Below are 22,415 nucleotides of genomic sequence, written 5' to 3'. Positions count from 1 at the left end.
AAGGGACGCAGACAGTAGGGGTCGCCTTTCTTTGCTTACTTTCTTTGGCGAAGCAAAGAAAGTGAGTCGCCCGCCGGGGCGAGACCCGGCCTCGGAAAAACAAGGGACTACCAATCCTCCTTAACAGCAAGAACCACATCCCTCCCAGCAGCCGCCCTCCCAGCCATCCAAGCAGTCACCGTCCCCGCAGCAACGACAGCAGCACAAAGAATCAACAGCCGACCCCAAGGCACCAGCAAATCCATCGTCCAGTGAAAGCTCTGCGGATTGACGACCTTCACCAGCACCACCGACACCGCAAGCCCGAGCAAGAGCCCGGCGACGGCACCAATCGCGGTCCATGCGGCGCCTTCGCCCGCGACCACCGCCAGAACCTGCCGCCGCGTAAAGCCCAAGTGCGCAAGCAGACCGAACTCCTTGCGCCTGGCCAGCACCTGCGCACTGAAGCTTGCTGCAATGCCGAACAGGCCAATGGCAATGGCCACGGCCTGCAACCAATAGGTCACGGCAAAGCTGCGGTCGAAGATGCGCAGCGAAGTCGCGCGAATCTGCCCGACCGACGAGATCTCGATGTTCGAACCGGATTCGCCGCTCGCGCCAACTCTCCGCGTCGCAAGCTCGCGAACCGCGGTCTGCACTGCGCCCTCGGATGCGCCCGGCGCAAGCCACAGCGCCACGTCGCTGACCTCGCGCTCGCCCGTCACGCGCTCGAAGTCGCGCGCGTCCATGGTGATGGCGCCGAACTGCCGCGCATAGTCGCGCCACACGCCCGCCACGAAGAATTTCGCCGGCCCGGAACCGCTGCTGCTGCCCAAGGCCGACGAAAGCGGCGCGAACAGATCGCCCGGCTTCGCGCCGTACAGCTCGACCATTGGTTCGCTCACGTAGATGCCGACCTGCCCCGCCGGCACTGGCAGTGCGGGCCCGACCAGCGGCAGCGCCTGCGCCGCGCCGCTTTCGAGGCTCCGCGAAATCAGCGTGACCGAAGGCTGCGCCGGATCCAGCTGGAGCGAGCGCGTGCGCAGCGTACCGGTGCGTGCCACGCCGGGCAGTTGCGCAAGCGCCTGCACGAAGGCCGGCGAGAAGGTGGCGGTGTCGCTACTGCTCTGCGTACCTGAATTGCCGGAGCGGCCGCTCGACGTGGCGCGAAGATAGAGATCGGCCGGCAGCACCACGTCGAGCCAGCGCGTCACTGAATCGCGAAAGCTCGCGACCATGACCGTGAGCGCCACCGCGAGGCTCAGGCTCGCGACCACGCCGCTGACCGCCACGGCCGCGGTGCCGCGCATGCGCCTTGCGCGCTCGATGGCGAGCATCGGCAGCACCCGCTGCGAAAACACGGGCGCCACACGGTCGTAGAGCAGCGCAATGAGCCAAGGCAGCGCGGTGATGCCGCCCACCAGCAGGCAGCCCACGGAGAGATAAGCGGCGATGGGGATGCCGCCGACAGCCGGCATGTTGGCGAGTGCCGCACTCGCGGTAATGAGGCCGAGGGCCAGCCAGTGGCTCCTGGTTTGGACTGGCGCGGCGCCCAGGCCCTTGAGGGTCTGCGCCTCGGGCAAGGCCTCTGCCGCGCGCGCGGGCCACCAGCCGCCCACCAGTGCCGCGATCACGCCAAGCCCGCCGTACAGCAAGGCCGATGCGGTGCTCCAGTGCAGTGCGGGCGCCACGCCTTCGAAGTAGCCGCCGCCCAGGTCGCCGCCGAGCACGCGCAATGCAAGGGCTGCGAGCGCCGTGCCCAGCGCCAGGCCGGCGGCGCTTCCTATCAGGCCCAGCACCAGCGATTCGAGCAGCACCAGACGCAGCCGCTCGCGCGGCGTCAGGCCGAGCACGCCGAGCAGCGCGAACTGCTGGGCGCGCTTGGCCACGCTCAGTGCCAGCACCGAGAACACCAGAAAGGCCCCTGTGAAAAGCGCCACCAGCGCCAGCACCGTGAGGTTGACACGGTAGGCGCGCGAAAGATTGCTTACGCGCTCCGCCGCGTCGCCCGGCTCGGCAAACTGCAAGCCGCCGGGCCAGCCTGGCGAACCCTGGAGCGATGCAATGAAAGCGGCCCGATCGGTGCCCAGTGCCAGCCTCAGGTCGACACGGCTGAGGCGCCCGAGCTTGTCGAACAGGTCTTGTGCGACGGCGATGTCCATCACTGCCAGAGCCGTGCCGCTGGCGGCGACATGGCCCGCGACCTCGAGCCGCTGCCATGCACTGCCGCTGCGCAACTGGACCGACTCCGCACCGCCTTCCGTCGCTTCTACCGGCAGACCGAGCAGGTTGCGCGCCGCGGTGTTGAGAAACACATGGCCCGGCGCCAGTATCGCGAAGCGGTCGGCGTTCTTACGTGGCTGCGGCATCAGCGCCGGTGCAATGGTGGGCAGCGCCAGCGCATCGATGCCGATCACGCGCATCGGCACTTGGCGCTCGCCGGCCAGCGCGAGGCCCTGGAACTCGAGCACAGGGCTCGCAAGCGTCACCTGCGGATGCTGCGCCAAGCGCGCGAATACGGCTTCGTCGAAGCTGCCTTGCACGGCGCGCACTTCGAGATCGGGCTGCCCATTGACCGAACGCACGGCGCTCGAGAATTCGTCTAGCGCCGAGGCGTTGATCAGCTGCACCGAGAACGCTAGCGCAACACCCAGCATCACGGCCAAAACGGCCGCGGCGTTGCGCCAGGGGTGGTGGCGCAGTTCCTGCCATGAAAAGGTGGTGAGCAAGGCGCGCATGACGTGATTGTGGCTGGCGCCCGATTGCCACGTTTTGGCGGGCTCTTGAAGAAGAGCCGAAATCAGAGCCGATCGGCCATCCCGTTGAGATAAGCGCGCACCACCGGGCTTGCGCTCAAGCCGATCGCGCGGTCGAAAGCCTGGCGCGCGGCCGCGTGCGCACCATCTGCCGCGAGCAGATGCGCACGTGCCGCCCAGAAGGGCTGATAGCTCGTCACCTCATTCGCGGGAATGGCATCGAGCGCCTGCAGGCCGATGCCGGGACCGCGCACTTTGGCCAGGGCGCAGGCGCGGCTCACCTGTGCGCCGATGCTGGGCCGAAGGGCCAGCAAGCCGTCGTACAGCGCAACCATTGCGTCGGGTGGTACCGGCGCGCCAACGCGGCGCTCGCAATGGGCCGACTGGATGGCGGCCTCCAACTGGTAGGCCCCGAGCATGTTCATGCCCGACGCGTGGTGCAGGCAGCGCTCGGCCTGCGCGAGCAGGTCCGGGTTCCAGCGCGCCATGTCCTGCAGATCGAGCGGCACGTAGGCGCCTGAATCGCTGCGCCGCGCCGTGGCCCGGCTCTCGCAGAACAGCATCAGCGCCAACAGCCCCAGGGGCTCCGGCTCGTTCGGCATCAGCGCGCAAAGAATGCGGCAGAGCGCAATGGCTTCCGCCGTGAGGCCGCGGGACAGGGGATCCGCGCCGTCGACGCCGTCCCAGCCGGTGCCATACGCCGCATAGATGCCGTCGAGCACGTCCTGCAGCCGCTGCGGCAGGTCACTGGCCTGCGGGTATTCGAAGGGAATCCCCGCGGCGCGGATGCGGGCCTTCGCGCGCACGAGGCGCTGGCCGAGCGTGGAAGGCGAGGTCAAGAAGGCGCCGGCCATGCGGGCCACGTCGAGACCGAGCACGGTCTGAAGCATCAGCGGTGCGCGCGCTGCGGCGTCGATGGCGGGATGCGCGCACACGAAGAGCAGCCGCAAACGCTCATCGGGCACGGCCGCACCATCGGCGGCGCTCGCATCCACTTCGCCGGCCAGCGGCAGCAGGGTTTGCGCGGCCGCATCTTGTACGCGAGTGTGGCGCCAAGAGTCGAGCGTGCGGTGTCGCGCCACGCTCAGCAGCCAGGCATCGGGCTGGTCGGGCACGCCATCGATGGGCCAGCGCTCGAGCGCGCGCGCAAAGGCATCGGCCAGCGCATCTTCGGATGACGCAATGTCGTGCGTGCGCGCCGAAAGGATGGCGAGGAGCCGCCCACACGACTCGCGTGCCGCCCGTTCGGCGGCCCGATGAGCCGCTGGGTCGGTCACGCAGTGGCTACCGCCGTCGCGGTGAAGACGGGGCGCACTTCCACGCCGCCGCTGGTAGCGCACGGCGCCCGCGCGGCCCATTCGAGCGCGGCATCCAGGTCTGGCACGTCGATCACGAAGTACCCGCCGAGCTGCTCCTTGGTGTCGGCGAAGGGGCCGTCCTGCACCTGGCGCTTGTCGCCGCGCACGCGCAGCGTGGTGCCGGTCATGGGCGGGAACAAGCCGTGGCCGCCCAGCGAAATGCCTGACGCGCGCACGGCGTCGGCATAGGCCATCCAACTGGCCCGCAAGGCTTGCGAAGACGCATCGTTGCGCTGCTCGAACTCGGCTGCGGGTTGGTAAAACATCAACATGTACTGCATGGTGTCTCTCCGTCATGGAAAAGGTGCTGAGCAGGATCGCTCACCCCAATGACGGCCCGCAGCCTGTCATTTCGACACGAGGCGGTGTCGCGCGGGATTATTTTTTACGCGATCGTCGTTCGGCGCAACGGTTCGCGCCAAATAACGGAACGGCCGGTCATCCGCGAGTACCGGGTTTTTGCCCATCGGGCTTCAACGAATCGCAAGCCGCCGCTAAGCTCGACCCATGCAACTACCTACCTACGACGACGTGATTGCCGCGGCTGCGCGGCTCGAAGGCCATGCCCACCGCACGCCCGTGCTGCGCTCGCAGACGGCCGACGAGCGCTGGGGCGCCAGGTTCTTCTTCAAGTGCGAGAACTTGCAGCGCATGGGTGCGTTCAAGTTTCGAGGTGCGTTCAATGCGCTGTCGAAGTTCAGCGCCGTGCAGCGCAAGGGCGGCGTGATCGCGTTCTCATCGGGCAACCACGCGCAGGCCATTGCGCTGTCGGCCCGGCTGCTGTCGATGCCGGCCGTCATCGTCATGCCCAAGGACGCGCCGGCCGCGAAGGTCGCAGCCACGAAGGGCTATGGCGCCGAAGTGGTGATGTACGACCGCTTCACCGAAGACCGCGAGGCGCTGACGAAGCGGCTGGCGCAAGAGCGCGGCATGACGATGATTCCGCCCTATGACCATCCGGACGTGCTCACGGGCCAGGGCACCGCGGTGAAGGAACTGATCGAGGAGACCGGCCCGCTCGACCAATTGTTTGTGTGCCTGGGCGGCGGCGGGCTGCTGTCGGGTTCGGCGCTGTCAGCGCGCGCACTGGCGCCCGATTGCAAGGTCTACGGCGTGGAGCCCGAAGCGGGCAACGACGGCCAGCAGTCTTTCCGCGCCGGAAAGATCGTGCACATCGACACGCCCAAGACCATTGCCGACGGCGCGCAGACGCAGCACCTGGGCGAGTACACCTTCGGCATCATCCGGCGCGATGTGGACGACATCTTCACCGTGACGGACGCACAGCTCGTCGAGGCGATGCGCTTCTTTGCCGAGCGCATGAAGATCGTGGTGGAGCCGACGGGCTGCCTCGCTTTCGCGGGAGCCATCGCGGCGGGCAAGGCCATTGCCGGCCGGCGCATCGGCGTCGTGGTGAGCGGCGGCAACGTCGACCTCGCGCGCTACGCCGCGCTGCTCGCGTAGCTCAGGCGCGGATTCCTTCCGCCGTCAGATGCAGCAGGCGGTCCGCGCGGGCCGCCGCGCTCTCGGAATGCGTCACCAGCACCAGCGAGGCGCCGTGCTCGCGCGTCTGGCCGATCAACAGTTCCATCACCTTGGCCGCGGTGCCGGGGTCGAGGTTGCCCGTGGGCTCGTCGGCCAAGAGCAGGGCGGGGCGGTGCACCAGCGCACGCGCGATCGCCACGCGCTGAAGCTGCCCGCCCGACAGCGTCTGCGGCAGGCGCGCGCCCATGCCGGGCATGCCCACCGCATCGAGCATGTGCGCGACGCGGCCATCGTCCTTTTGCCGGCCCAGCAGCATCAGCGGCAGCGACACGTTCTGCGCCACGTCGAGGTGCGGCAGCACGTGAAAGGCCTGGAACACGAAGCCCACGTGGCGCCGCCGCCAGAGCGCGCAGGCTTCGCCGTCGAGCGCGCCAATGTCGGTGCCCTCGTGCGTGACGGTGCCCGCGTCCCAGCTGTCGAGCCCGGCCATGCAGTTGAGTAGCGTCGATTTGCCCACGCCCGATTCGCCGACGATTGCGACGAACTCGCCAGGCTTGACGGTCAGCGTCACGTTCTCGAACACGGGTACGTCGCCGTAGTGCTTGGCGAGCTTGGAAATGTGCAGGGTCATGCGGCGGCCGCAATGCGTTGGACGGCGGTGTGCACGGCGTCGGGCGCATCGCAGGCAATGACGGTGCGCGCCGGCATGCTGCGCAGCCAGGTGATCTGCCGCTTGGCAAGCTGTCGCGTGGCCGCGATGCCGCGTTCGCGCAACTCGTTCATGGCCTCGGCGTCGGGATTGGCGCCGCCACAAGCGTCGAGCATTTCCCACGCCTGCCGGTAGCCCACGCAGCGCATCGAGGGGAGCTCTGTGGAGAGGTCGCCGCGCGCGCGCAGCGCCTTGACCTCTTCGAGGAAGCCGGCGGCCAGCATGGCGTCGAAGCGGTCGGCAATGCGCGCATGCAACCAGGCGCGGTCGGCGGGTTCGAGCGAGAAGAGCACGCCGCCCGTCAGGCCCTTCGCCGCCTTGTTCGCGACCGCATGAAAGCTCGACAAAGGCTGCCCGCTGCTCTCCCAGACCTCGAGCGCGCGCTGGATGCGCTGGCTGTCCTGTGGTGCAAGGCGCGCGGCCGTCACGGGGTCGACCTTGGCGAGCCGCGCATGCATGGTGGGCCAGCCCACCGCGGCCGCTTCGGCATCGATACGCGCGCGCACCGTAGCGTCCGCGGCAGGCATGGCATCGATGCCGTCGAACAGTGCCTTGAAATAAAGCATGGTGCCGCCCACCAGAAGCGGCAAGGCGCCGCGGGCGCGGATCTCGTCGATCAGCCGCGTCGCATCGGCCACGAAAGCCGCAGCGCTGTAGCTTTCGGCGGGATCGAGGATGTCGATCAGGTGGTGGGGAACGGCGGCCTGTTCGGCGAGGCTCGGCTTGGCGGTGCCGATGTCCATGCCGCGGTAGACGAGCGCGGAATCGACGCTGACGATCTCGACCGGCCGCTCGCGCGCCACGGCGAGCGCCACCGCGGTCTTGCCGGAGGCGGTCGGCCCCGCGAGCGCTATGAACTTCAGGTGATCAGGACGGCCGGTGGCGGCAACGGAGGGCGGCATAAGCGCCCGAGGGTAACAACAAAAACGAAGCCGGGCCTTGCCGTCAGATGGCCTGCGCGCTGGCGGCGGCCTTGGCGCGTGCTTCTTGCGGCAGAGCGGCCGAATCCGCGCCCTGAGGCGGCGGCAATACGGGCACCGGTTGCGCGGCGCGCGTCACGGGCATGGGCATGCCTTCCGTCTGCCGCGCGGCCAGCGTGGCCTCCGGCTTCATGCGGAACAGCTGCGAGAGCGCCGAGCGGTACTGGGCCTCGCCGACCGAATTGGTGTTGTGGTGCGACCCGCCTTCCACCAGCACGAACAGCTTTGGCACCGTGGCTGCGTTGTAGAGCTTGCGTCCCAGCGTGGGGTTGATGAGGCTGTCGGCGGTGCCATGCACCACCAGCAGCGGCGCGCCGATGTCCTTGACACGGTTGATGGCCTCGAAGCGCTGCGTGATGAGCGGGCCGAACGGCAGCCAGCCCCACTTGAAGCCGCTCACCACGTCGGCAATGGAGGTGAAGGTGCTTTCGACGATGGTGCCGCTCTCGTCGTTGACGCTCGCCGCCAGGTCGATGCCAATGGCGCCGCCCAGCGAGTGACCGAAGATGTAGCGGTGCTGCCTTGGGTGTCGGGCGGCCAGCCAGGTCCAGGCGGCGCGGGCGTCTTCCCGTGCCGATTCTTCGGACGGCAGGCCCTTGGAGCTCTTGCCGAAGCCGCGGTAGTCAATGGCCAGCACCGAAAAGCCGAGTTCGTGCATGCGCTGGATGCGCGGCGCAGAGCCGGCCACGTTGTATCGGGCTCCGTGCAGGTACAGCATCACGGGCCGGTCGGTGGTTTCGGGCTCGCCGCCCAGCCAGAGGCCGTGCAGGCGTGCCGGTTCGCCGGTGATGGACGACTGGAAGTCGATCCAGACGTCCTGCATGCCCTCGGTCATGGTGGCGGTGTTGCCCCAACTGCGGTCGCTGGGTTGAAAGATCCACTCGCGTTGCTGCTCGTCGAATGTGGAGCAGCCGGCGGCCAGAAGGGCGCACAGCGAAAGAACGGAGGCAAGCAGGGACCAGCGTTTCATGGGCTAGAGGGACAGCGAAGCCGGCAGAAAGTTCATATGCTTTCAGCTGAAACGCGCCGACACTGCGCCCCAGCACCCCTCCCGTCAGTGCTCACGCGGCACTTAGTTCTATACATGCAACGCCCGTGCCCGCTTCACGGATGACTGCAGAAAACTCCGGAAAAACCCTCAAAAGCGTGCGATTTACTATCTGCCGCGCATAAAAAGCGCATCCAACTCGCGAATGGACAGCTGCCGCCAAGTGGGGCGGCCGTGGTTGCATTGATCCGAGCGCTCGGTGGCTTCCATCTGACGTAACAAAGCGTTCATTTCGTCCAGAGTGAGCTTGCGGTTGGCCCGCACCGCGCCATGGCAAGCCATGGTGGAGAGCAATTCGTTCTGTGCGCGCTGCACAACGCTGCTCGCATCGTGCTGGGCCAGTTCGGCCAGCACGCTGCGCGCGAGCTCGACCGGGTCGCCATCGGCCAGGGTGCCCGGCACCGCACGCACCGCAAGGGTGCGCGGCGAAAAGGGAGTGATTTCCAGGCCGAGCGTGGGCAGCACCGCAGCGCAGGCCTCGGCGGTGGCTACTTCTTGGGGCGTCGCCGCGAAGGTGGCCGGAATCAGCAGGGGCTGGCTGGTGATGGAGGCACCGTCGAGCTGGGCCTTGAGCCGCTCGTAGACGATGCGCTCATGCGCTGCGTGCATGTCGACCACGATCAGGCCCTGGCTGTTCTCGGCCAGGATGTAGATGCCTTGCAGCTGCGCCAGTGCCCGGCCGAGCGGCCAGGCCTCTTCATTGGTGGCAGGGGCCTCGGGGGCGTCACCTGGCAGGCCGAGCGGCGCGCGGAACGGCGACGGCGCCATGCCAGCAGCCTGCCAGCCGGAGGCGGCCGGGGCGGGGGGTGCTTCCTCCGCGCGCGGCGGCCACATGGCGTCGAAATCTCCGGCGCCGCGCTCCCTGGCCGTGAAATGAATGGCAGGCTGGGACCAAGTGGCGCCCGATGCCGGCACGTTCGGTTTGAAGAAAGGCTGCTGCGCGCTGGCCGGCACCACGGCATCGCCGGCGCGCGGCGCCGCAAGCGCGTTTTCAATCGCGTGCCGCACCGCCTGGTGCACCTCGCGCCCATCACGAAAGCGCACCTCGATCTTGGTCGGGTGCACGTTCACGTCGACGCGCGACGGATCGATGTCGAGGTAGAGCGCGTACACCGGCTGGCGCTGGCCGTGCAGCACGTCTTCGTAGGCGCTGCGCACGGCATGCGAGAGCACCTTGTCGCGTACAAAACGGCCGTTGACGTAGAAGAACTGCTGGTCTCCCCGCGACCGCGCCGCGTCGGGAATGCCGGCCCGCCCGACCACGCGCACCGGTCCGCCGACGTGATCGACGGCCACGCTCTGTGCCACGAAGTCGTCGCTGAGCGCATCGGCCAGCCGCTGTTCGCGCTGGTCCGCGGCGCGCCACTGCTCAATCAGTTTGCCGTCGTGCCACACCGAAAAGCCGACTTCGGGCCGCGCCAGCGCATGGCGCCGCACGGACTCGATGCAGTGGGCCAGCTCGGTGGCGTCAGTCTTCAGGAACTTGCGGCGCGCCGGCGTTGCGAAGAAGAGTTCGCGCACCTCGACCGTGGTGCCCACCCCGCGGGCCACCGGCCGCAATTCGCCGGTGCGGCCGTCGAGCGCAAAGGCACCGTCGGCACCCGCAAAGCGCGAAAGAATGCTGAGCTCGGCAATGGCGTTGATGGCCGCGAGCGCTTCGCCGCGAAAGCCCATGGTGCCCACGGTTTCGAGGTCGTTCAGGCTGGCGATCTTGCTGGTGGCATGGCGGCGCAGCGCCACCGTGAGCTCTTCGCGCGGAATGCCTTGGCCATCGTCCTCGACCGAGATCAACCGCACGCCGCCCGAAGCCAGCCGAACCGTGACCTGGCGTGCCCCCGCATCGAGCGCGTTGTCCAGCAGCTCGCGCACCACCGATGCCGGCCGTTCGACCACTTCACCGGCCGCGATCTGGCTGATCAGCTCATCGGGGAGCTCGCGGATGGGACGTCGCTCAAGGGGGGGGATGGAAGAGGGAAGGGCGCTCACGCAATCATTCTAGAAGCCCCGACCGGATGTATCGATCTGTCATCCGGGGTCTCTGAATCCCTCACCGGAGGGCAGGTCGCACGCAGCACGGATAATCCGCCACCATGGAAATCATCAGCTTTCTCGTCGACTTCATCCTGCACGTCGACAAACACCTCGAGGCCTTCGTCGTCGCTTATGGCCCGTGGGTTTATGCGTTGCTCTTCCTGATCGTTTTCGTGGAGACCGGCGCGGTGGTGATGCCGTTCCTGCCCGGAGACTCGCTGCTTTTCATTGTGGGGGCTCTTTGCGGCGTGGGGCTCATGAGCTTTCCGATCGCGTGTGCGGTGCTCATTGCCGCGGCCATCTTGGGGGACCAGTGCAACTACAGCATCGGCCGCTACTTCGGGCCCAAGGTATTCAAGTGGGAGAACTCGCGCTTCTTCAACCGCAAGGCCTTCGACCAGGCGCACGCGTTCTACGAGCGTTACGGCGGCGTCACCATCATTCTTGCGCGCTTCATGCCCTTCATTCGCACCTTCGCGCCCTTCGTGGCCGGCGTGGCCGAGATGAGCCGCGCCAAGTTCACCATGTTCAACGTGGTCGGCGGGTTGATCTGGGTACTTGGCATTGCGACGGCGGGCTACTTCTTCGGCAACCTGCCCTTCGTGCGCGAGCACCTCGACAAGATCATCTGGGCGCTGATCTTCGTGCCTGGGCTGATTGCCATCTTCGGCGCCTGGCGTGCGTCGCGCGCTGAAAAGGTGCGCGCGCAATTGCCGTCGAAGGCCTGATCGGCACTCAAGAAAAAAGCGCGCCGGTGGTGGCGCGCTTCTCAGTAGAGGGATCAGAACGGGTCAGTAGGTCGGACCGTTGCGGGGATAGTAGGTGTTCGGCGGATAAACGCGCTGGCTCTCGTAGTAGTTGCGTTCGTCCACACTGCGGCCCACCTGGTTGCCGATCACGCCGCCAATGGCTGCACCGCCCAGCGTGCTGGCGGTGTTGCCGCCGATGGCGTGGCCCACTGCCGCGCCGCCGAGTGCGCCGACCCCGGTGCCCAGGTTCTGGTTGGGACCGGATGCGCAACCCGCCATTGCCATGACCGTGGTAGCCGCCGCAGCAGCCATCCAGATTCGTGTCTTCATCATGTCGTCCACCTTTCTAGAGTGATGGAGTCATGATGGGCAAAAGGGGGCTGTCAGCGTTGTAGGAGCCTGCCGCGCCTGGGTGTGCGGTGCCACGGGCCGCCCGGCGTGGGACAGCAGGGCGGCGCAAGGCAGTCAAAGCTGACGGCTGCGCGCCAGCGGCGGGTTCTGCGCAAAGTAGCGCTGGATGCCGCGCATCAGCGCGTCCGAGAGACTTTCCTGGTAACTCACGCTGCGCAGGTTGGCTTCTTCTTCGGGGTTGCTTATGAATGCCGTTTCGACCAGCACGCTCGGAATGTCGGGCGCCTTGAGCACGGCGAAACCGGCCTGTTCGACTTGCGGCTTGTGCAACCGCGCGCCGATGCCGCGGATCTCGCCGAGCATGGCGCCACCGAGCTTGAGGCTGTCGTTGATCTGCGCCGTGGTGCTCATGTCGAGCAGTGCGCGCTGCACCTGCGCTTCGTGGTTGCCGACGTTCACGCCCCCCACCTTGTCGGCTTCATTTTCCTTGTTGGCGAGCCAGCGTGCGGCGCTGCTGGAGGCGCCGCTCTGGCTCAGCGCGAACACGCTCGCGCCGCGCGCGGCGGGCGTGGTGAATGCGTCGGCATGAATGCTCACGAAAAGGTCGGCCTGCACGCGCCGCGCTTTTTGCACGCGCACGCCCAGCGGCACAAAAAAGTCCGCATCACGTGTGAGAAACGCTCGCATCGGATTGCCGTTGACACTGCTCGCGTTGATGCGGTCGCGAAGGCGGTGCGCGATTTGCAGCACGATGTCTTTTTCGCGCGTGCCGTTGGGGCCGATGGCACCCGGGTCTTCGCCGCCATGGCCGGGATCGAGCGCCACGATGATGATGCGGTCGGTGCGGCTGGCGGTAGCGTTGCCGCGTGCGGGCGCGGCAGGTGCGACAGGCGCCGCGGGCATGACTGGCGCAACAGGCGTTGGGGGCGCAACCGGGCCGGGCCGTGTCGACTGCTGCGCCATCAGCTCGCCGAGCGGATCGGGTGCGGGCGCGGCTGTTGCAGCAGGCGGCCGGGCAGGCGGCGCGCCGTTGCTGCCGGGCAGGGGACGCGGCGCGGGCACGCTGGGCGAAGGCCGCACGAGAATCGGCGGTCCGCCATCGGGCGCGACGGTGGAAGAGGGCGCGGCCGGCGGCGGCACCGCTGGTGCGCTGGCCACGGAGGTGTCGTTGCCGGTGCTGCTTCCGGTGCCGCTGCGCGGCGCCTCGCGCAGGCGCTCGGTGATCAGCGCTTCCATCGGATCGATGGCTTTCTCGGGGTAGAGGTCGAGCACCAGCCGGTGCCTGTACGCGGCGATCGGCGCCAGCGAAAAGACCTGCGGCACCACGGCCTGCTTGAGGTCGAACACGATGCGCACCACCTTCGGTGCGTTCTGCCCGACGCGCAGCCCGTTGATGTACGGATCGCCTGGCTTGATCTTTCCGACCAGCTCGCGCAGTTCGGGGTTGAGGTCGATGCCCTCGATGTCGACGGCCAGCCGCGGCGGGCTGCCGACCACGAGCTGCTGCGAATGAAGGCGCGCATCGGACTCGATGGTCACGCGCGTGTAGTCGGCCGCAGGCCAGACGCGCACCGCGAGAATGGTGGCGCCGCGCGCAATCTGGTGCACGCCGAGCATCAGCGCAATGCTGCCGCCCTGCAGCAGCACTCGCCGCTTGAGGCCAGTGGCCTTCATGCGCCGATGCGCGCCAGCAGATTGCTGCCGCGCGGAGTGTTGGCCAAAAGGGTCACGCTGCGTGTGTCGTCTGTCATTGCTTCTATTTTAATAGCGAGGTCGGCAATTGGTGTGCGGCCTGCGGCGTTCTCCGGCCATTCGGCAAGCTTGAGCCCCGGTCCGGCAAAGATGTCCCGGAAACCGGCGTCATCCCATTCGCGGGGATCGTTGAAACGGTAGAAATCGAAATGGAAGATCGCGAGCCCGTCGGGCGCCTCGTGCGGCTCGACCACCGCATAGGTGGGGCTCTTGATGCGGCCCTCGATACCCAGCGCGCGCAGCAAGTGCCGCACGAAGGTGGTCTTGCCGGCGCCAAGGTCGCCATGCAGCGCAATGAACGCATCGCGCAACGCGGGCGAGGCCGCGAGCGTGCGTGCGAAGGCCGCGGTATCGTCCTCGCTGCGCCAGTGCAGCGTGCGGCCGGCGTTCTTCGGAATTTCTACAATCGGCAAGTGATCGTCAGCCATCCACTCGTTGCTCGTATTCAGGCATTGGCCCGGGAACTCGGATTCTCCCAAATCGGAATCGCGGGCGTCGATCTATCGAGCGCCGAGGAAGGTCTGATGCAATGGCTGGCCCATGGGTTCCATGGCGAGATGAAATACATGGCAACGCACGGCACGCGCCGCGCGCGGCCCGCAGAGCTGGTGCCGGGCACGGTGAGCGTCATCACGGCCCGCATGGACTACCTGCCGCGTGACACGCCGCTGGACGATTGGCAGGCCGTCGAATTCGACCGTCTCACGCGCCCAGGCGAGGCCATCGTCTCGGTGTATGCGCGGGGCCGCGACTATCACAAGGTGCTGCGAGCGCGGCTCGCAAAATTGGCCGAGCGCATTGCCGAGGAGGTGGGGCCCTTCGGCCATCGGGCTTTCACCGATTCGGCCCCTGTGCTCGAAGCCGAACTCGCCTCGCGCAGCGGCCAGGGCTGGCGCGGCAAACACACGCTGGTGCTGGACCGCAATGCAGGCTCGATGTTCTTTCTCGGAGAGATTTACGTCGACATGGCGCTGCCCGCAAGCGAGCCGGTCACCGCGCATTGCGGCAGTTGCAGCGCCTGCATCGACGTGTGCCCGACGAAGGCCATCATTGCGCCTTATCGGCTCGATGCGCGGCGCTGCATTTCGTACCTCACCATCGAGCACGGCGGACCGATTCCACTGGAGCTTCGGCCCTTGATGGGCAACCGCATCTATGGGTGCGACGACTGCCAGCTGGTCTGCCCCTGGAACAAGTTTGCGAAGAAAAGCGCGCTGCCCGACTTCGATGCCCGCGAAGGCCTGACGGGTCAGGGGCTGGCTTCTCTCTTCGCCTGGAGCGAGGAAGATTTCCTGCGCTTTACCCAGGGCAGCCCCATCCGGCGCATCGGCCATGAACGCTGGCTGCGCAACATTGCCGTTGCGCTTGGCAATGCACTGCGTGCTGGCGAAAGCGGCACCGCAGAGGCATTGGCCACACGGGCTGCCCACCCCAGCGAATTGGTGCGGGAGCACGTGGCATGGGCGCTGGCGCAGCGGCCCGCGCGCGCTAGCGCGGCAACGCCAGAGCAAACGGCAGGCTCGCCATACCCAGCAACGTAGACAGGGTCACGAGCCCCGCCACATAAGGCCCGTTGTAGCCCATGCGCGCCGCCAGCACATAGGCGCTCGAGGCCGTGGGCACGGCTGAAAACGCCATCAGCACGGACGCTTGTGTGGCGTCCAGGCGCAGCGCCCACGACAGGCCCCAGGCGACCAGCGGCAGGATCAAATGCCGGATGGCCAGTATCGAAACCGCTAGCACCTTGCCGCGCCCCAGCGTAGCGAACTGCATGCCCGCTCCCGCCGCCAGCAGGCCGAGCGCAAGCGATGCGGCGCCGATGCGCGTGAGCGTCGGCGTGGCCCAGTTCGGAACGGTGAAGCCCAGCACGTTCGCAAGCAGCCCGGCCAGTGTGGCGACGATCAGCGGATTGCGCACCAGCTGCCGCGCGAAGCCGGTCTTGGCGTGCCGCGCCATCGGCCAGACGGCCGCGATGTTGAACATCGGCACGCACACGCCGATCAGCACCGCAATCAGCAACAGGCCTTGCGGGCCGGCCAGCCGTTCGGCCAGCGCAAGGCAGATGAAGGAGTTGAAGCGGAACGCGATCTGCGCGCTCGCGGCGTGATCGCGGGGGTCGATGTGCGTGCGCAGGCCCGGGATGAAGGGCAGAGCATAGGCCAGGGTGATGCCGCAGATGCCGATGCCCACACCCGCGGTGAGCAGGCTCGAGGTGGCGCCAAAATCGAGCGGGCTGCGCACAATCGAATGGAACAGCAGTACCGGAAAAAGAAAGTAGTACACCAGGCTTTCGACCTGGTCCCACACGCGGCGGTCGAGAGCGGTGTAGCGGCAAAGCAGCCAACCGATGGCAATGAGAGAAAAATCCGGAAAGAGCAGCTGGGCGAAGTTCACCGCTTCGAGCATAAACCGCGGCGGACCATGGGTATTCCACAGCACGGGCCCGGTGCGAAGCCGCTAGCATCCGGGGCTTTGCTTTTTCGACACAGTCAATCAAGGAGTTTTCGATGCAACGTCGTCAATGGGGCGCCATGATGGGTGCCGCCGCGCTGGTCGCGGTCGCTGGCCAGAGCTTCGCGCAGGGCTATCCCAACAAGCCGGTCGAACTAAGCGTGCCCTTTGCACCGGGCGGCACCACCGACATCGTGGCGCGCGTGATTGCCGATCCGCTGGGCAAGGTGCTGGGCCAACCGGTGGTGGTGATCAACCGCGCGGGTGGCGGCGGCATCGTGGGTGCGGCCGAAACCGCGCGCGCCACGCCCGACGGTTACAAGCTCGGCGTGGCCACGGTCTCGAGCACGGCGGCCAACCCGGCCATCAACCCCAAGGTGCCGTACGACCCGATCAACGACTTCACGCCGATCATCAACATCGCGGCCACGCCCAACATCATCGCGGTGAACCCAAGCTTCCCGGCCAAGAACTACGCGGAGTTCGTGGCCGAGCTCAAGAAGAACCCCGGCAAGTATTCGTATGCCTCGTCGGGCACCGGCGGCATCGGCCATCTGCTGATGGAGCTCTACAAGAGCCTCACCAACACCTTCGTCACGCACATTCCGTATCGCGGCGCGGGCCCCGCGCTCAACGACGTGGTGGCGGGCCAGGTGCCGATCATTTTTGACAACATTCCCTCGGCCATGCCGTTCATCCAGAGCGGCCGGCTGGTGCCCATCGTGGTGTCGGCGCCGCAGCGCCTGGCCGCGCTGCCCAACGTGCCGACCTTCAAGGAAGTGGGGCTCGAGCCGGTCAATCGCATGGCCTACTACGGCATCCTGGGCCCCAAGGGCCTGCCGAAGGAAGTGGTCGACAAGATCAACGCCGGCGTGAAGAAGTCCGTGGAAGATCCGGCCGTGAAGAAGCGCATCGAAGACACGGGTTCGCTGATCGTGGCCAATACGCCCGAACAGTTTTCCGCGCAGATCAAGGCCGAGTACGACGTCTACAAGCAGGTGGTTGCCAAGCAGAAGCTGAAGCTCGACTGAGTCGCTTTCCCCCGAGCAAAGCCGCCCGCAACCGGGCGGCTTTTTTCTTTTTGTTATCTTGCAGCGCATGACCGAGGCCGCCGCCACACAAACCCCCGAGATCGACGACTTCATCGATGCCCTGTGGCTCGAGGACGGGCTGTCTAAGAACACGCTGGCCGCCTATCGGCGCGACCTGGCGCTGTTCGCGCAGTGGCTGCGCAAGGAACGCAGCGGCGTGCTGCTCGACGCCGCGAAGGAGAACGACCTGCAGGCTTACATGGGCGTGCGCCTCTCCACCAAGGGCAAGGCCACTTCGGCCAACCGGCGGCTCACCGTTTTCAAGCGCTACTACCGCTGGGCGCTGCGCGAGCGGCGCATATCGGCCGATCCGAGCCTGCGGCTCGCGCCGGCGCGGCAGATGCCGCGCGCCATCAAGACCTTGTCCGAAAAGCAGGTCGACGACCTGCTGGCCGCGCCCGACGTCGAAACACCGCTGGGCCTGCGCGATCGCGCCATGCTTGAGCTCATGTACGCGAGTGGATTGCGCGTGAGCGAGCTCGTGGCGCTCAAGGCGATCGACATGAGCTTGAACGACGGCGTGCTGCGCGTTCTGGGCAAGGGCAACAAGGAGCGGCTGGTTCCGTTCGGCGGCGAGGCGCGCCGCTGGATCGAGCGCTACCTGGAGGAGTCGCGGCCCGCCATCCTCGACGGGCAGCAGACGCCCGACCTGTTCGTGACAGCACGGGGCGCGGGCATGACGCGCGTGATGTTCTGGATCATCGTGAAGAAGCAGGCCGCGGCGGCCGGCATTCACGTACCGCTGTCTCCGCACACCTTGCGTCATGCGTTTGCCACTCACTTGCTGAACCATGGCGCCGACCTGCGCGCGGTGCAGCTGCTGCTCGGCCACGCCGATATTTCGACCACCACCATCTACACCCACGTGGCGCGTGAGCGGCTCAAGCAGATGCACGCCAAGCACCATCCGCGCGGCTGAGGGTGCACGCAAATGAACCGTGCCATGTCGCCGTCGCTGCTGCGCATCGGTTGCGCGGGCTGGAGCCTGCCGCGGGTGTCGTGGCCCGATTTTCCTGCCGAAGGTTCGCATCTCGCGCGCTATGCGCAGCGCTTCGATGTGGTGGAAATCAACAGCTCGTTCTACAAGCCGCACCGGCGCGAGACGTATGAGCGCTGGGCTGCCAGCACGCCCATCAACTTTCGCTTCGCGGTGAAGCTGCCGCAAACCATCACGCACGAGAGCCGACTGGTCGACGCCATGCCGGCCTTCGAGACATTTCTTGCGCAAGTGCACGGACTGGGCGGAAAGCTTGGCTGCCTCGTCGTGCAGCTGCCGCCCAGCCTCGCGTTCGATGCACGCATTGCAAAGCGATTCCTGGCGGCGCTGCGAAAGAGGTTCGAAGGCGCGGTGGCTCTCGAGCCGCGGCATCGCAGCTGGTTCGTGCCGCAGGCGGAAGCCTTGCTCTCGCAGTTTCACGTGGCCCGCGTGCTGGCCGACCCGGTCCTGTTCGACGAGGCCGCGGCCCCAGGTGGATGGCCGGGGCTGGTGTATCTGCGCCTGCACGGTTCACCGCGCCGCTACTGGTCGGCCTACGACGACGCACTGTTGCAGCGGCTTGCGGTGCGCTTGCGCCAAGCCAGCGAGGAGGAAGGCGCCGCATGCTGGTGCATCTTCGACAACACGGCCAGCGGCGCAGCCGCGGGCAACGCGCTGACGCTCGTGCGCATTGCTTCAAAATCGGTGCCTCCCTCCATGGGACATCCATGAACTTCTCCAGATTCGACATGCATTTTTCGTTCAAGCCTACGTGGTTCCTTGCCGGTGCAGCACTCTGCGCGGCAGCGGCCGGTGCACAGGCCCAGACCGTTCCCAAGACCATCCGGCTCATCGTCGCGTACCCCGCAGGAGGCGTCAGCGACGTGGTCGCACGTGCGCTCGGCGACAAGCTCGCCACGCAGCTGGGAACCACGGTGGTGGTGGAAAACCGCGCCGGCGCCAGCGGCGCCATCGGCATGGACGCAGTGGCCAAGGCCACGCCCGATGGCGCCACGCTGGGCTTCTCGGCCATCAGCCCGCTGGTGCTGAGCCCGCACCTCGGCAAGCTGCCCTTCGATCCGCAGAAAGACATCGCGCCCGTGGCGAGCGTGATGTATTCGCCGGTGCTGCTGATCGCCACGCCGGCCAGCAAGTCAAAGGATTTCCGCGCGCTCATCGCCGATGCCAAAACGCAGCCGGGTGCGGTGCGCTGGGCCACTTCGGGTCCGGCGTCGCTCGGGCACATCGTGCTGGAGCAGGTGAGGGCGGCCGCGGGCGTGGACATCACACACGTGCCCTACAAGGGTGGTGGCCAGCAGCTCAACGACGCCTTGGGCGGACAGTTTGAAATTCTCTCTAGCAACGCGAGCCCCACGCTCACTTCGCACATCCAGTCCGGCAAGCTGCGTCCGCTCGCGGTGGGCGCCCCCGCGCGGCTTGACAGCCTGCCGCAGGTGCCCACGCTGGGCGAGCTGGGCTACAACGCAGCCAACATCAACTCGCTGTTCGGTGTCTTCGCGCCCGCGGCAACACCGCCCGCGCTCGTTGCAAAGTACAACGCGGAGATCAACAAGGCGCTGGCCAGCCCCGAGTTGCGGGCCAAGCTCACGGCCACCGACAACGTGCCGACCGGCGGAACCCCCGCGGCCTTTGCCAAGGAGATCGCCTCGGAATTCGAGAGCAACGGGCGCATCGTCAAGGCCGCGAACATCAAGGCCGATTGACCTGCGGTCTGGGGCTCTGAAAGTTCGAGAATGTGCGCAGGCACTACAAGGAACTCCCATGGTGGCACTCCCTGACGACACCGGCGCGAAGCGCGCGCTGTACCTGGAAGACCTGTCAATCGGCGATCGCTTCCAGAGCGGCGAGCATTTGCTGGACGCGGCTCAGATCAAGGCCTTTGCGCTCCAGTTCGATCCGCAGCCTTTTCACACCGACGAAGAGGCCGCGAAGAACACCTTCTTCGGCAGCCTTGCAGCGAGCGGTTGGCACACGGCGGCGCTCACGATGAAGCTGCTGGTGGAGAGCGGCATTCCGCTCGCCGAAGGCGTCATCGGTTCGGGCGGCGAGCTGCAATGGCCCAAGCCCACGCGGCCCGGCGACGTGCTGCACGTGGTGAGCGAGGTGCTCGACATCACGCCCTCGCGCTCCAAGCCCGGCCGCGCCATGGTGACGATGCGTTGCCGCACGCTCAACCAGCGCGGCGAGGTGCTCCAGTACTTCACGCCCAAGCTGCTGGTGCACGCCCGGCCGGCGTAGGGCTTTGTCTATTCAGCCTTTTCAGCCTTGCCGCCGGCAGAGAGCACGCGCAGTTCCTCGGCGCTGAAGCCGGCCCGTCCGCGGGCTTCGAGATTGAAGGGCGGCTTGAGCCGCGGCGCTTCGTAGCGCGCCACGAGTTCCGGATAAGTCGCCTCGGGATCGAGACCCTCGCGCTCGCAGAGCCAGCGGTACCAGTGGTTGCCGATGGCCACGTGGCCCACTTCGTCGCGCAGGATGATGTCGAGGATCTCGACCGCGCGCAGCGCGTCGGGCGTGTCGACGCGCTTCAGCTTGGCCTGGATCAGCGGCGTGGCGTCGAGCCCGCGGGCCTCGAGCGTGCGCGGCACCAGCGCCATGCGCGCCAGCACGTCGTCCCTTGTTTTCTCGCACATGCTCCAGAGGCCGTCGTGACCGGGAAAGTCGCCGTAGCGCCAGCCCATGTTCTGCAGGTGCGCATGCAGCAACGTGAAGTGCTGGGCCTCTTCATCGGCCACGCGCAGCCAGTCGCGGTAGTAAGCCTCGGGCATGCCGTCGTAGCGCCACATCGCATCGAGCGCGAGGTTGATGGCGTTGAACTCGATGTGGCAGATCGAATGGATCAGCGCGGCGCGGCCTTCGGTCGTGAAGGGCGAGCGCTTTTGCACAGCCGTGGCGGCCACGCGCACGGGCTTTTCGGGCCGGCCCGGCACGCCAAGATCGTCCCCTTCGGTGCGCAGGGGATCGATTGCTATGGAATCAGTAGCTGCCAGTGCAGCAACTGCGCGTGTCGCAGCGACCTTGGCTTCAGGATCTGTCAGTCGCAGCGCGGCCAGCGCGCTCAATCGGGGGTGCATCCCTACAATTCTAGTTTTTGCCCCCGGAGACTCCACGATGGCCCTCTATGAACTCGACGGCGTTGCGCCGCAACTCGGCACCGGCGCATGGGTCGCCGACAGCGCGGAAGTGATCGGCAACGTGCAGCTGGGTGAAAACGCGAGCATCTGGTTTGGTGCAGTGCTGCGCGGCGACAACGAGACCATGACCATCGGACGCAACAGCAACGTGCAGGACATGTCGATGCTGCATTCCGATCCCGGCAGTCCGCTCACCATTGGCGAGAACGTCACCATTGGCCACCAGGTCATGCTGCATGGCTGCACCATCGGCGACAACTCGCTGATCGGCATCCAGGCCGTGGTCTTGAATAACGCGAAGATCGGCCGCAATTCGATTGTCGGTGCCGGCAGCGTCGTGACTGAGGGCAAGGAGTTTCCCGACAATTCCCTGATCTTCGGTTCGCCCGCGAAGGTGATGCGCACGATCAGCGACGAAGACGCCGCCCGTTTGCGCCACGGCTCCGACCACTACGTCAACAACGCCATTCGCTACGCGAAGGGCCTCAAGAAGATTGCCTGACAGCGCGCAGGCCCAACAGAAAGAAGAATCCGTTTTGAGCGAGCTGCACAAATTCCTGTTCGATGGCCTGCCGGTGCGCGGCATGATCGTGCGCCTGACAGATGCGTGGCAGGAAATCCTGGCGCGGCGCGCCTCCAACACCGCCACCGGCGCGTATGCGCCGCCTGTGGCCGAGCTGCTCGGCGAGATGACCGCCGCGGCCACGCTGATGCAGGCCAACATCAAGTTCAACGGCGCGCTGATCCTGCAGATCTTCGGCGACGGTCCGGTGAAGGTGGCCGTGGCTGAGGCCAAGCCCGACCTGAGCCTGCGCGCCACCGCCAAGGTGATTGGCAACCTGCCGGCCGATGCGCGCCTGCCGGAGATGGTGAACGAGAACAACAAAGGCCGCTGCGCGATCACGCTCGACCCCAAGGACAAGCTGCCGGGCACGACGCCATATCAAGGCGTGGTGCCGCTCTTCGACGACGAGGGCGAGAAGCTGGGCAAGCTGAGCGACGTGCTGCAGCACTACATGCTGCAGAGCGAGCAGCTCGACACCACGCTGGTGCTCGCGGCCGACGACAAGGTGGCGGCCGGCCTCTTGATCCAGCGCCTGCCGGTGAAGGGCGAGGGCAACCTCGAAGGCCAGTCCGGCACCTCCGTCAGGGACCATGACCAGGCCAACCAGGACCAGATCGGCCTGAACGAGGACTACAACCGCATCTCGATTCTCGCTTCGAGCCTTACGCGCGACGAACTGCTCACGCTCGACATCGAAACCATTCTTCGCCGTCTGTTCTGGGAAGAAAAGCTGCTGCGCTTCGAGCCGCAAGCGGGCCTGCTGGGGCCTCACTTCGCATGCACCTGCGGGCGCGACCGCGTGGCGCAGATGATTCGCGGGCTCGGCGTGGAAGAGGCCGAGGAGATCCTCGCCGAGCGCGGCGACATCGAGGTGGGATGCGACTTCTGCGGCAAGCAGTACCGCTTCGATGCGGTCGATGCGGCGCAGATCTTCAGGCCGCCAGGCGACCAGGTTCCGGGCAGTACGGTCGTGCAGTAAAAC

Annotated in this window: 22 protein-coding genes; 10 read left to right on the top strand and 12 right to left on the bottom strand. The window is 66.7% G+C overall.

Annotated features, from left to right (window positions below):
- Positions 1–107: 107 nt before the first annotated feature.
- From J2X92_RS28110 to J2X92_RS28100, 3 genes are all read right to left on the bottom strand, one after another.
- Positions 108–2,717: an FtsX-like permease family protein gene (locus J2X92_RS28110; protein WP_307580937.1), complete on the bottom strand. Its 2,610-nt coding sequence runs from the start codon at positions 2,715–2,717 to the stop codon at positions 108–110.
- Between the two features lie 62 nt (positions 2,718–2,779).
- Positions 2,780–4,012, bottom strand: coding sequence for an RNA polymerase sigma factor (locus tag J2X92_RS28105; RefSeq protein WP_307580935.1), 1,233 nt, complete (start codon positions 4,010–4,012; stop codon positions 2,780–2,782).
- The gene (locus tag J2X92_RS28100; RefSeq protein WP_307580933.1) at positions 4,009–4,374 is read right to left on the bottom strand and encodes a YciI family protein; all 366 of its coding nucleotides are present in this window, start codon (positions 4,372–4,374) and stop codon (positions 4,009–4,011) included. The genes J2X92_RS28105 and J2X92_RS28100 overlap by 4 nt, the downstream gene beginning before the upstream one ends.
- A gap of 226 nt (positions 4,375–4,600) precedes the next feature.
- Here J2X92_RS28100 and J2X92_RS28095 point away from each other — a divergent pair, with 226 nt between their 5' ends.
- Positions 4,601–5,557 carry a threo-3-hydroxy-L-aspartate ammonia-lyase gene (locus J2X92_RS28095; RefSeq protein ID WP_307580931.1) on the top strand — a complete coding sequence of 319 codons (957 nt, stop codon included), beginning with the start codon at positions 4,601–4,603 and terminating at the stop codon, positions 5,555–5,557.
- A gap of 1 nt (position 5,558) precedes the next feature.
- Here J2X92_RS28095 and J2X92_RS28090 read toward each other — a convergent pair whose 3' ends face one another.
- The 4 genes from J2X92_RS28090 to mutL all read right to left on the bottom strand — a co-directional run bounded on the left by J2X92_RS28090 (position 5,559) and on the right by mutL (position 10,301).
- A complete protein-coding gene (locus J2X92_RS28090) occupies positions 5,559–6,209 on the bottom strand; it encodes an ABC transporter ATP-binding protein (RefSeq protein ID WP_307580929.1) in 651 nt (216 codons plus the stop codon).
- Positions 6,206–7,189 carry a tRNA (adenosine(37)-N6)-dimethylallyltransferase MiaA gene (gene miaA, locus J2X92_RS28085; RefSeq protein WP_307580927.1) on the bottom strand — a complete coding sequence of 328 codons (984 nt, stop codon included), beginning with the start codon at positions 7,187–7,189 and terminating at the stop codon, positions 6,206–6,208. The genes J2X92_RS28090 and miaA overlap by 4 nt, the downstream gene beginning before the upstream one ends.
- A gap of 43 nt (positions 7,190–7,232) precedes the next feature.
- Positions 7,233–8,237, bottom strand: coding sequence for an alpha/beta hydrolase (locus J2X92_RS28080; protein ID WP_307580925.1), 1,005 nt, complete (start codon positions 8,235–8,237; stop codon positions 7,233–7,235).
- A gap of 186 nt (positions 8,238–8,423) precedes the next feature.
- Positions 8,424–10,301: a DNA mismatch repair endonuclease MutL gene (gene mutL, locus J2X92_RS28075; RefSeq protein WP_307580923.1), complete on the bottom strand. Its 1,878-nt coding sequence runs from the start codon at positions 10,299–10,301 to the stop codon at positions 8,424–8,426.
- Between the two features lie 104 nt (positions 10,302–10,405).
- On the opposite strand from mutL, the gene J2X92_RS28070 reads away from it, so the two are divergent.
- On the top strand, positions 10,406–11,074 hold the full coding sequence (locus tag J2X92_RS28070) for a DedA family protein (RefSeq protein WP_307580922.1): 669 nt from the start codon (positions 10,406–10,408) through the stop codon (positions 11,072–11,074).
- A gap of 63 nt (positions 11,075–11,137) precedes the next feature.
- Here the strand turns inward: J2X92_RS28070 and J2X92_RS28065 are convergent, their stop codons facing one another.
- From J2X92_RS28065 to tsaE, 3 genes are all read right to left on the bottom strand, one after another.
- On the bottom strand, positions 11,138–11,428 hold the full coding sequence (locus J2X92_RS28065) for a glycine zipper domain-containing protein (RefSeq protein WP_307580920.1): 291 nt from the start codon (positions 11,426–11,428) through the stop codon (positions 11,138–11,140).
- A 132-nt stretch (positions 11,429–11,560) separates the two neighbouring features.
- Positions 11,561–13,120, bottom strand: coding sequence for an N-acetylmuramoyl-L-alanine amidase (locus J2X92_RS28060; protein WP_307580918.1), 1,560 nt, complete (start codon positions 13,118–13,120; stop codon positions 11,561–11,563).
- Complete coding sequence (gene tsaE / locus J2X92_RS28055) at positions 13,117–13,626, bottom strand: tRNA (adenosine(37)-N6)-threonylcarbamoyltransferase complex ATPase subunit type 1 TsaE (RefSeq protein ID WP_307580917.1); 510 nt, start codon at positions 13,624–13,626, stop codon at positions 13,117–13,119. Before tsaE ends, J2X92_RS28060 begins: the two co-directional genes overlap by 4 nt.
- Between tsaE and queG the strand changes: the two genes are divergently transcribed.
- Entirely contained in the window at positions 13,612–14,739 is a 1,128-nt protein-coding gene (gene queG / locus J2X92_RS28050; RefSeq protein ID WP_307580915.1) for a tRNA epoxyqueuosine(34) reductase QueG, read from the top strand. The two genes, tsaE and queG, sit on opposite strands and share 15 nt — an antisense overlap.
- Here queG and J2X92_RS28045 read toward each other — a convergent pair.
- A complete protein-coding gene (locus tag J2X92_RS28045) occupies positions 14,687–15,604 on the bottom strand; it encodes an AEC family transporter (protein ID WP_307580913.1) in 918 nt (305 codons plus the stop codon). The genes queG and J2X92_RS28045 overlap by 53 nt on opposite strands.
- Positions 15,605–15,705: 101 nt before the next feature.
- Here J2X92_RS28045 and J2X92_RS28040 point away from each other — a divergent pair, with 101 nt between their 5' ends.
- From J2X92_RS28040 to J2X92_RS28020, 5 genes are all read left to right on the top strand, one after another.
- Complete coding sequence (locus tag J2X92_RS28040) at positions 15,706–16,680, top strand: tripartite tricarboxylate transporter substrate binding protein BugE (RefSeq protein WP_307580912.1); 975 nt, start codon at positions 15,706–15,708, stop codon at positions 16,678–16,680.
- Between the two features lie 67 nt (positions 16,681–16,747).
- Entirely contained in the window at positions 16,748–17,659 is a 912-nt protein-coding gene (xerD, locus tag J2X92_RS28035) for a site-specific tyrosine recombinase XerD (RefSeq protein ID WP_307580910.1), read from the top strand.
- A 12-nt stretch (positions 17,660–17,671) separates the two neighbouring features.
- Positions 17,672–18,448, top strand: coding sequence for a DUF72 domain-containing protein (locus J2X92_RS28030; protein WP_307580908.1), 777 nt, complete (start codon positions 17,672–17,674; stop codon positions 18,446–18,448).
- On the top strand, positions 18,445–19,440 hold the full coding sequence (locus J2X92_RS28025; protein ID WP_307580907.1) for a Bug family tripartite tricarboxylate transporter substrate binding protein: 996 nt from the start codon (positions 18,445–18,447) through the stop codon (positions 19,438–19,440). Before J2X92_RS28030 ends, J2X92_RS28025 begins: the two co-directional genes overlap by 4 nt.
- A gap of 58 nt (positions 19,441–19,498) precedes the next feature.
- The gene (locus J2X92_RS28020; protein WP_307580905.1) at positions 19,499–19,975 is read left to right on the top strand and encodes a MaoC family dehydratase; all 477 of its coding nucleotides are present in this window, start codon (positions 19,499–19,501) and stop codon (positions 19,973–19,975) included.
- An 8-nt stretch (positions 19,976–19,983) separates the two neighbouring features.
- Here the strand turns inward: J2X92_RS28020 and J2X92_RS28015 are convergent, their stop codons facing one another.
- Entirely contained in the window at positions 19,984–20,808 is an 825-nt protein-coding gene (locus J2X92_RS28015; protein ID WP_307580903.1) for a ferritin-like domain-containing protein, read from the bottom strand.
- A gap of 37 nt (positions 20,809–20,845) precedes the next feature.
- On the opposite strand from J2X92_RS28015, the gene J2X92_RS28010 reads away from it, so the two are divergent.
- Together J2X92_RS28010 and hslO are read left to right on the top strand one after the other, a co-directional pair.
- On the top strand, positions 20,846–21,370 hold the full coding sequence (locus J2X92_RS28010) for a gamma carbonic anhydrase family protein (RefSeq protein WP_307580901.1): 525 nt from the start codon (positions 20,846–20,848) through the stop codon (positions 21,368–21,370).
- A 34-nt stretch (positions 21,371–21,404) separates the two neighbouring features.
- Positions 21,405–22,412, top strand: a complete 1,008-nt coding sequence (gene hslO / locus J2X92_RS28005; RefSeq protein WP_307580899.1) for an Hsp33 family molecular chaperone HslO — start codon at positions 21,405–21,407, stop codon at positions 22,410–22,412.
- The last annotated feature ends 3 nt before the right edge of the window (positions 22,413–22,415 follow it).

It is taken from the genome of Variovorax paradoxus (assembly GCF_030811855.1).
Lineage (GTDB): Bacteria > Pseudomonadota > Gammaproteobacteria > Burkholderiales > Burkholderiaceae_C > Variovorax > Variovorax paradoxus_L.
Note: the sequence above shows the minus strand (reverse complement) of the source record. Positions and strands in the feature narration are given on the sequence as shown.

Bases quoted from the DNA above. Each gene is read 5' to 3' on its own strand.
- J2X92_RS28110 (WP_307580937.1), bottom strand. From the start codon at position 2,717: ATGCGCGCCTTGCTCACCACCTTTTCATGGCAGGAACTGCGCCACCAC.
- J2X92_RS28100 (WP_307580933.1), bottom strand. From the start codon at position 4,374: ATGCAGTACATGTTGATGTTTTACCAACCCGCAGCCGAGTTCGAGCAG.
- J2X92_RS28095 (WP_307580931.1), top strand. From the start codon at position 4,601: ATGCAACTACCTACCTACGACGACGTGATTGCCGCGGCTGCGCGGCTC.
- J2X92_RS28090 (WP_307580929.1), bottom strand. From the start codon at position 6,209: ATGACCCTGCACATTTCCAAGCTCGCCAAGCACTACGGCGACGTACCC.
- miaA (WP_307580927.1), bottom strand. From the start codon at position 7,189: ATGCCGCCCTCCGTTGCCGCCACCGGCCGTCCTGATCACCTGAAGTTC.
- J2X92_RS28080 (WP_307580925.1), bottom strand. From the start codon at position 8,237: ATGAAACGCTGGTCCCTGCTTGCCTCCGTTCTTTCGCTGTGCGCCCTT.
- J2X92_RS28070 (WP_307580922.1), top strand. From the start codon at position 10,406: ATGGAAATCATCAGCTTTCTCGTCGACTTCATCCTGCACGTCGACAAA.
- J2X92_RS28065 (WP_307580920.1), bottom strand. From the start codon at position 11,428: ATGATGAAGACACGAATCTGGATGGCTGCTGCGGCGGCTACCACGGTC.
- J2X92_RS28060 (WP_307580918.1), bottom strand. From the start codon at position 13,120: ATGAAGGCCACTGGCCTCAAGCGGCGAGTGCTGCTGCAGGGCGGCAGC.
- tsaE (WP_307580917.1), bottom strand. From the start codon at position 13,626: ATGGCTGACGATCACTTGCCGATTGTAGAAATTCCGAAGAACGCCGGC.
- J2X92_RS28045 (WP_307580913.1), bottom strand. From the start codon at position 15,604: ATGCTCGAAGCGGTGAACTTCGCCCAGCTGCTCTTTCCGGATTTTTCT.
- J2X92_RS28040 (WP_307580912.1), top strand. From the start codon at position 15,706: ATGCAACGTCGTCAATGGGGCGCCATGATGGGTGCCGCCGCGCTGGTC.
- xerD (WP_307580910.1), top strand. From the start codon at position 16,748: ATGACCGAGGCCGCCGCCACACAAACCCCCGAGATCGACGACTTCATC.
- J2X92_RS28030 (WP_307580908.1), top strand. From the start codon at position 17,672: ATGAACCGTGCCATGTCGCCGTCGCTGCTGCGCATCGGTTGCGCGGGC.
- J2X92_RS28025 (WP_307580907.1), top strand. From the start codon at position 18,445: ATGAACTTCTCCAGATTCGACATGCATTTTTCGTTCAAGCCTACGTGG.
- J2X92_RS28020 (WP_307580905.1), top strand. From the start codon at position 19,499: ATGGTGGCACTCCCTGACGACACCGGCGCGAAGCGCGCGCTGTACCTG.
- J2X92_RS28015 (WP_307580903.1), bottom strand. From the start codon at position 20,808: ATGCACCCCCGATTGAGCGCGCTGGCCGCGCTGCGACTGACAGATCCT.
- J2X92_RS28010 (WP_307580901.1), top strand. From the start codon at position 20,846: ATGGCCCTCTATGAACTCGACGGCGTTGCGCCGCAACTCGGCACCGGC.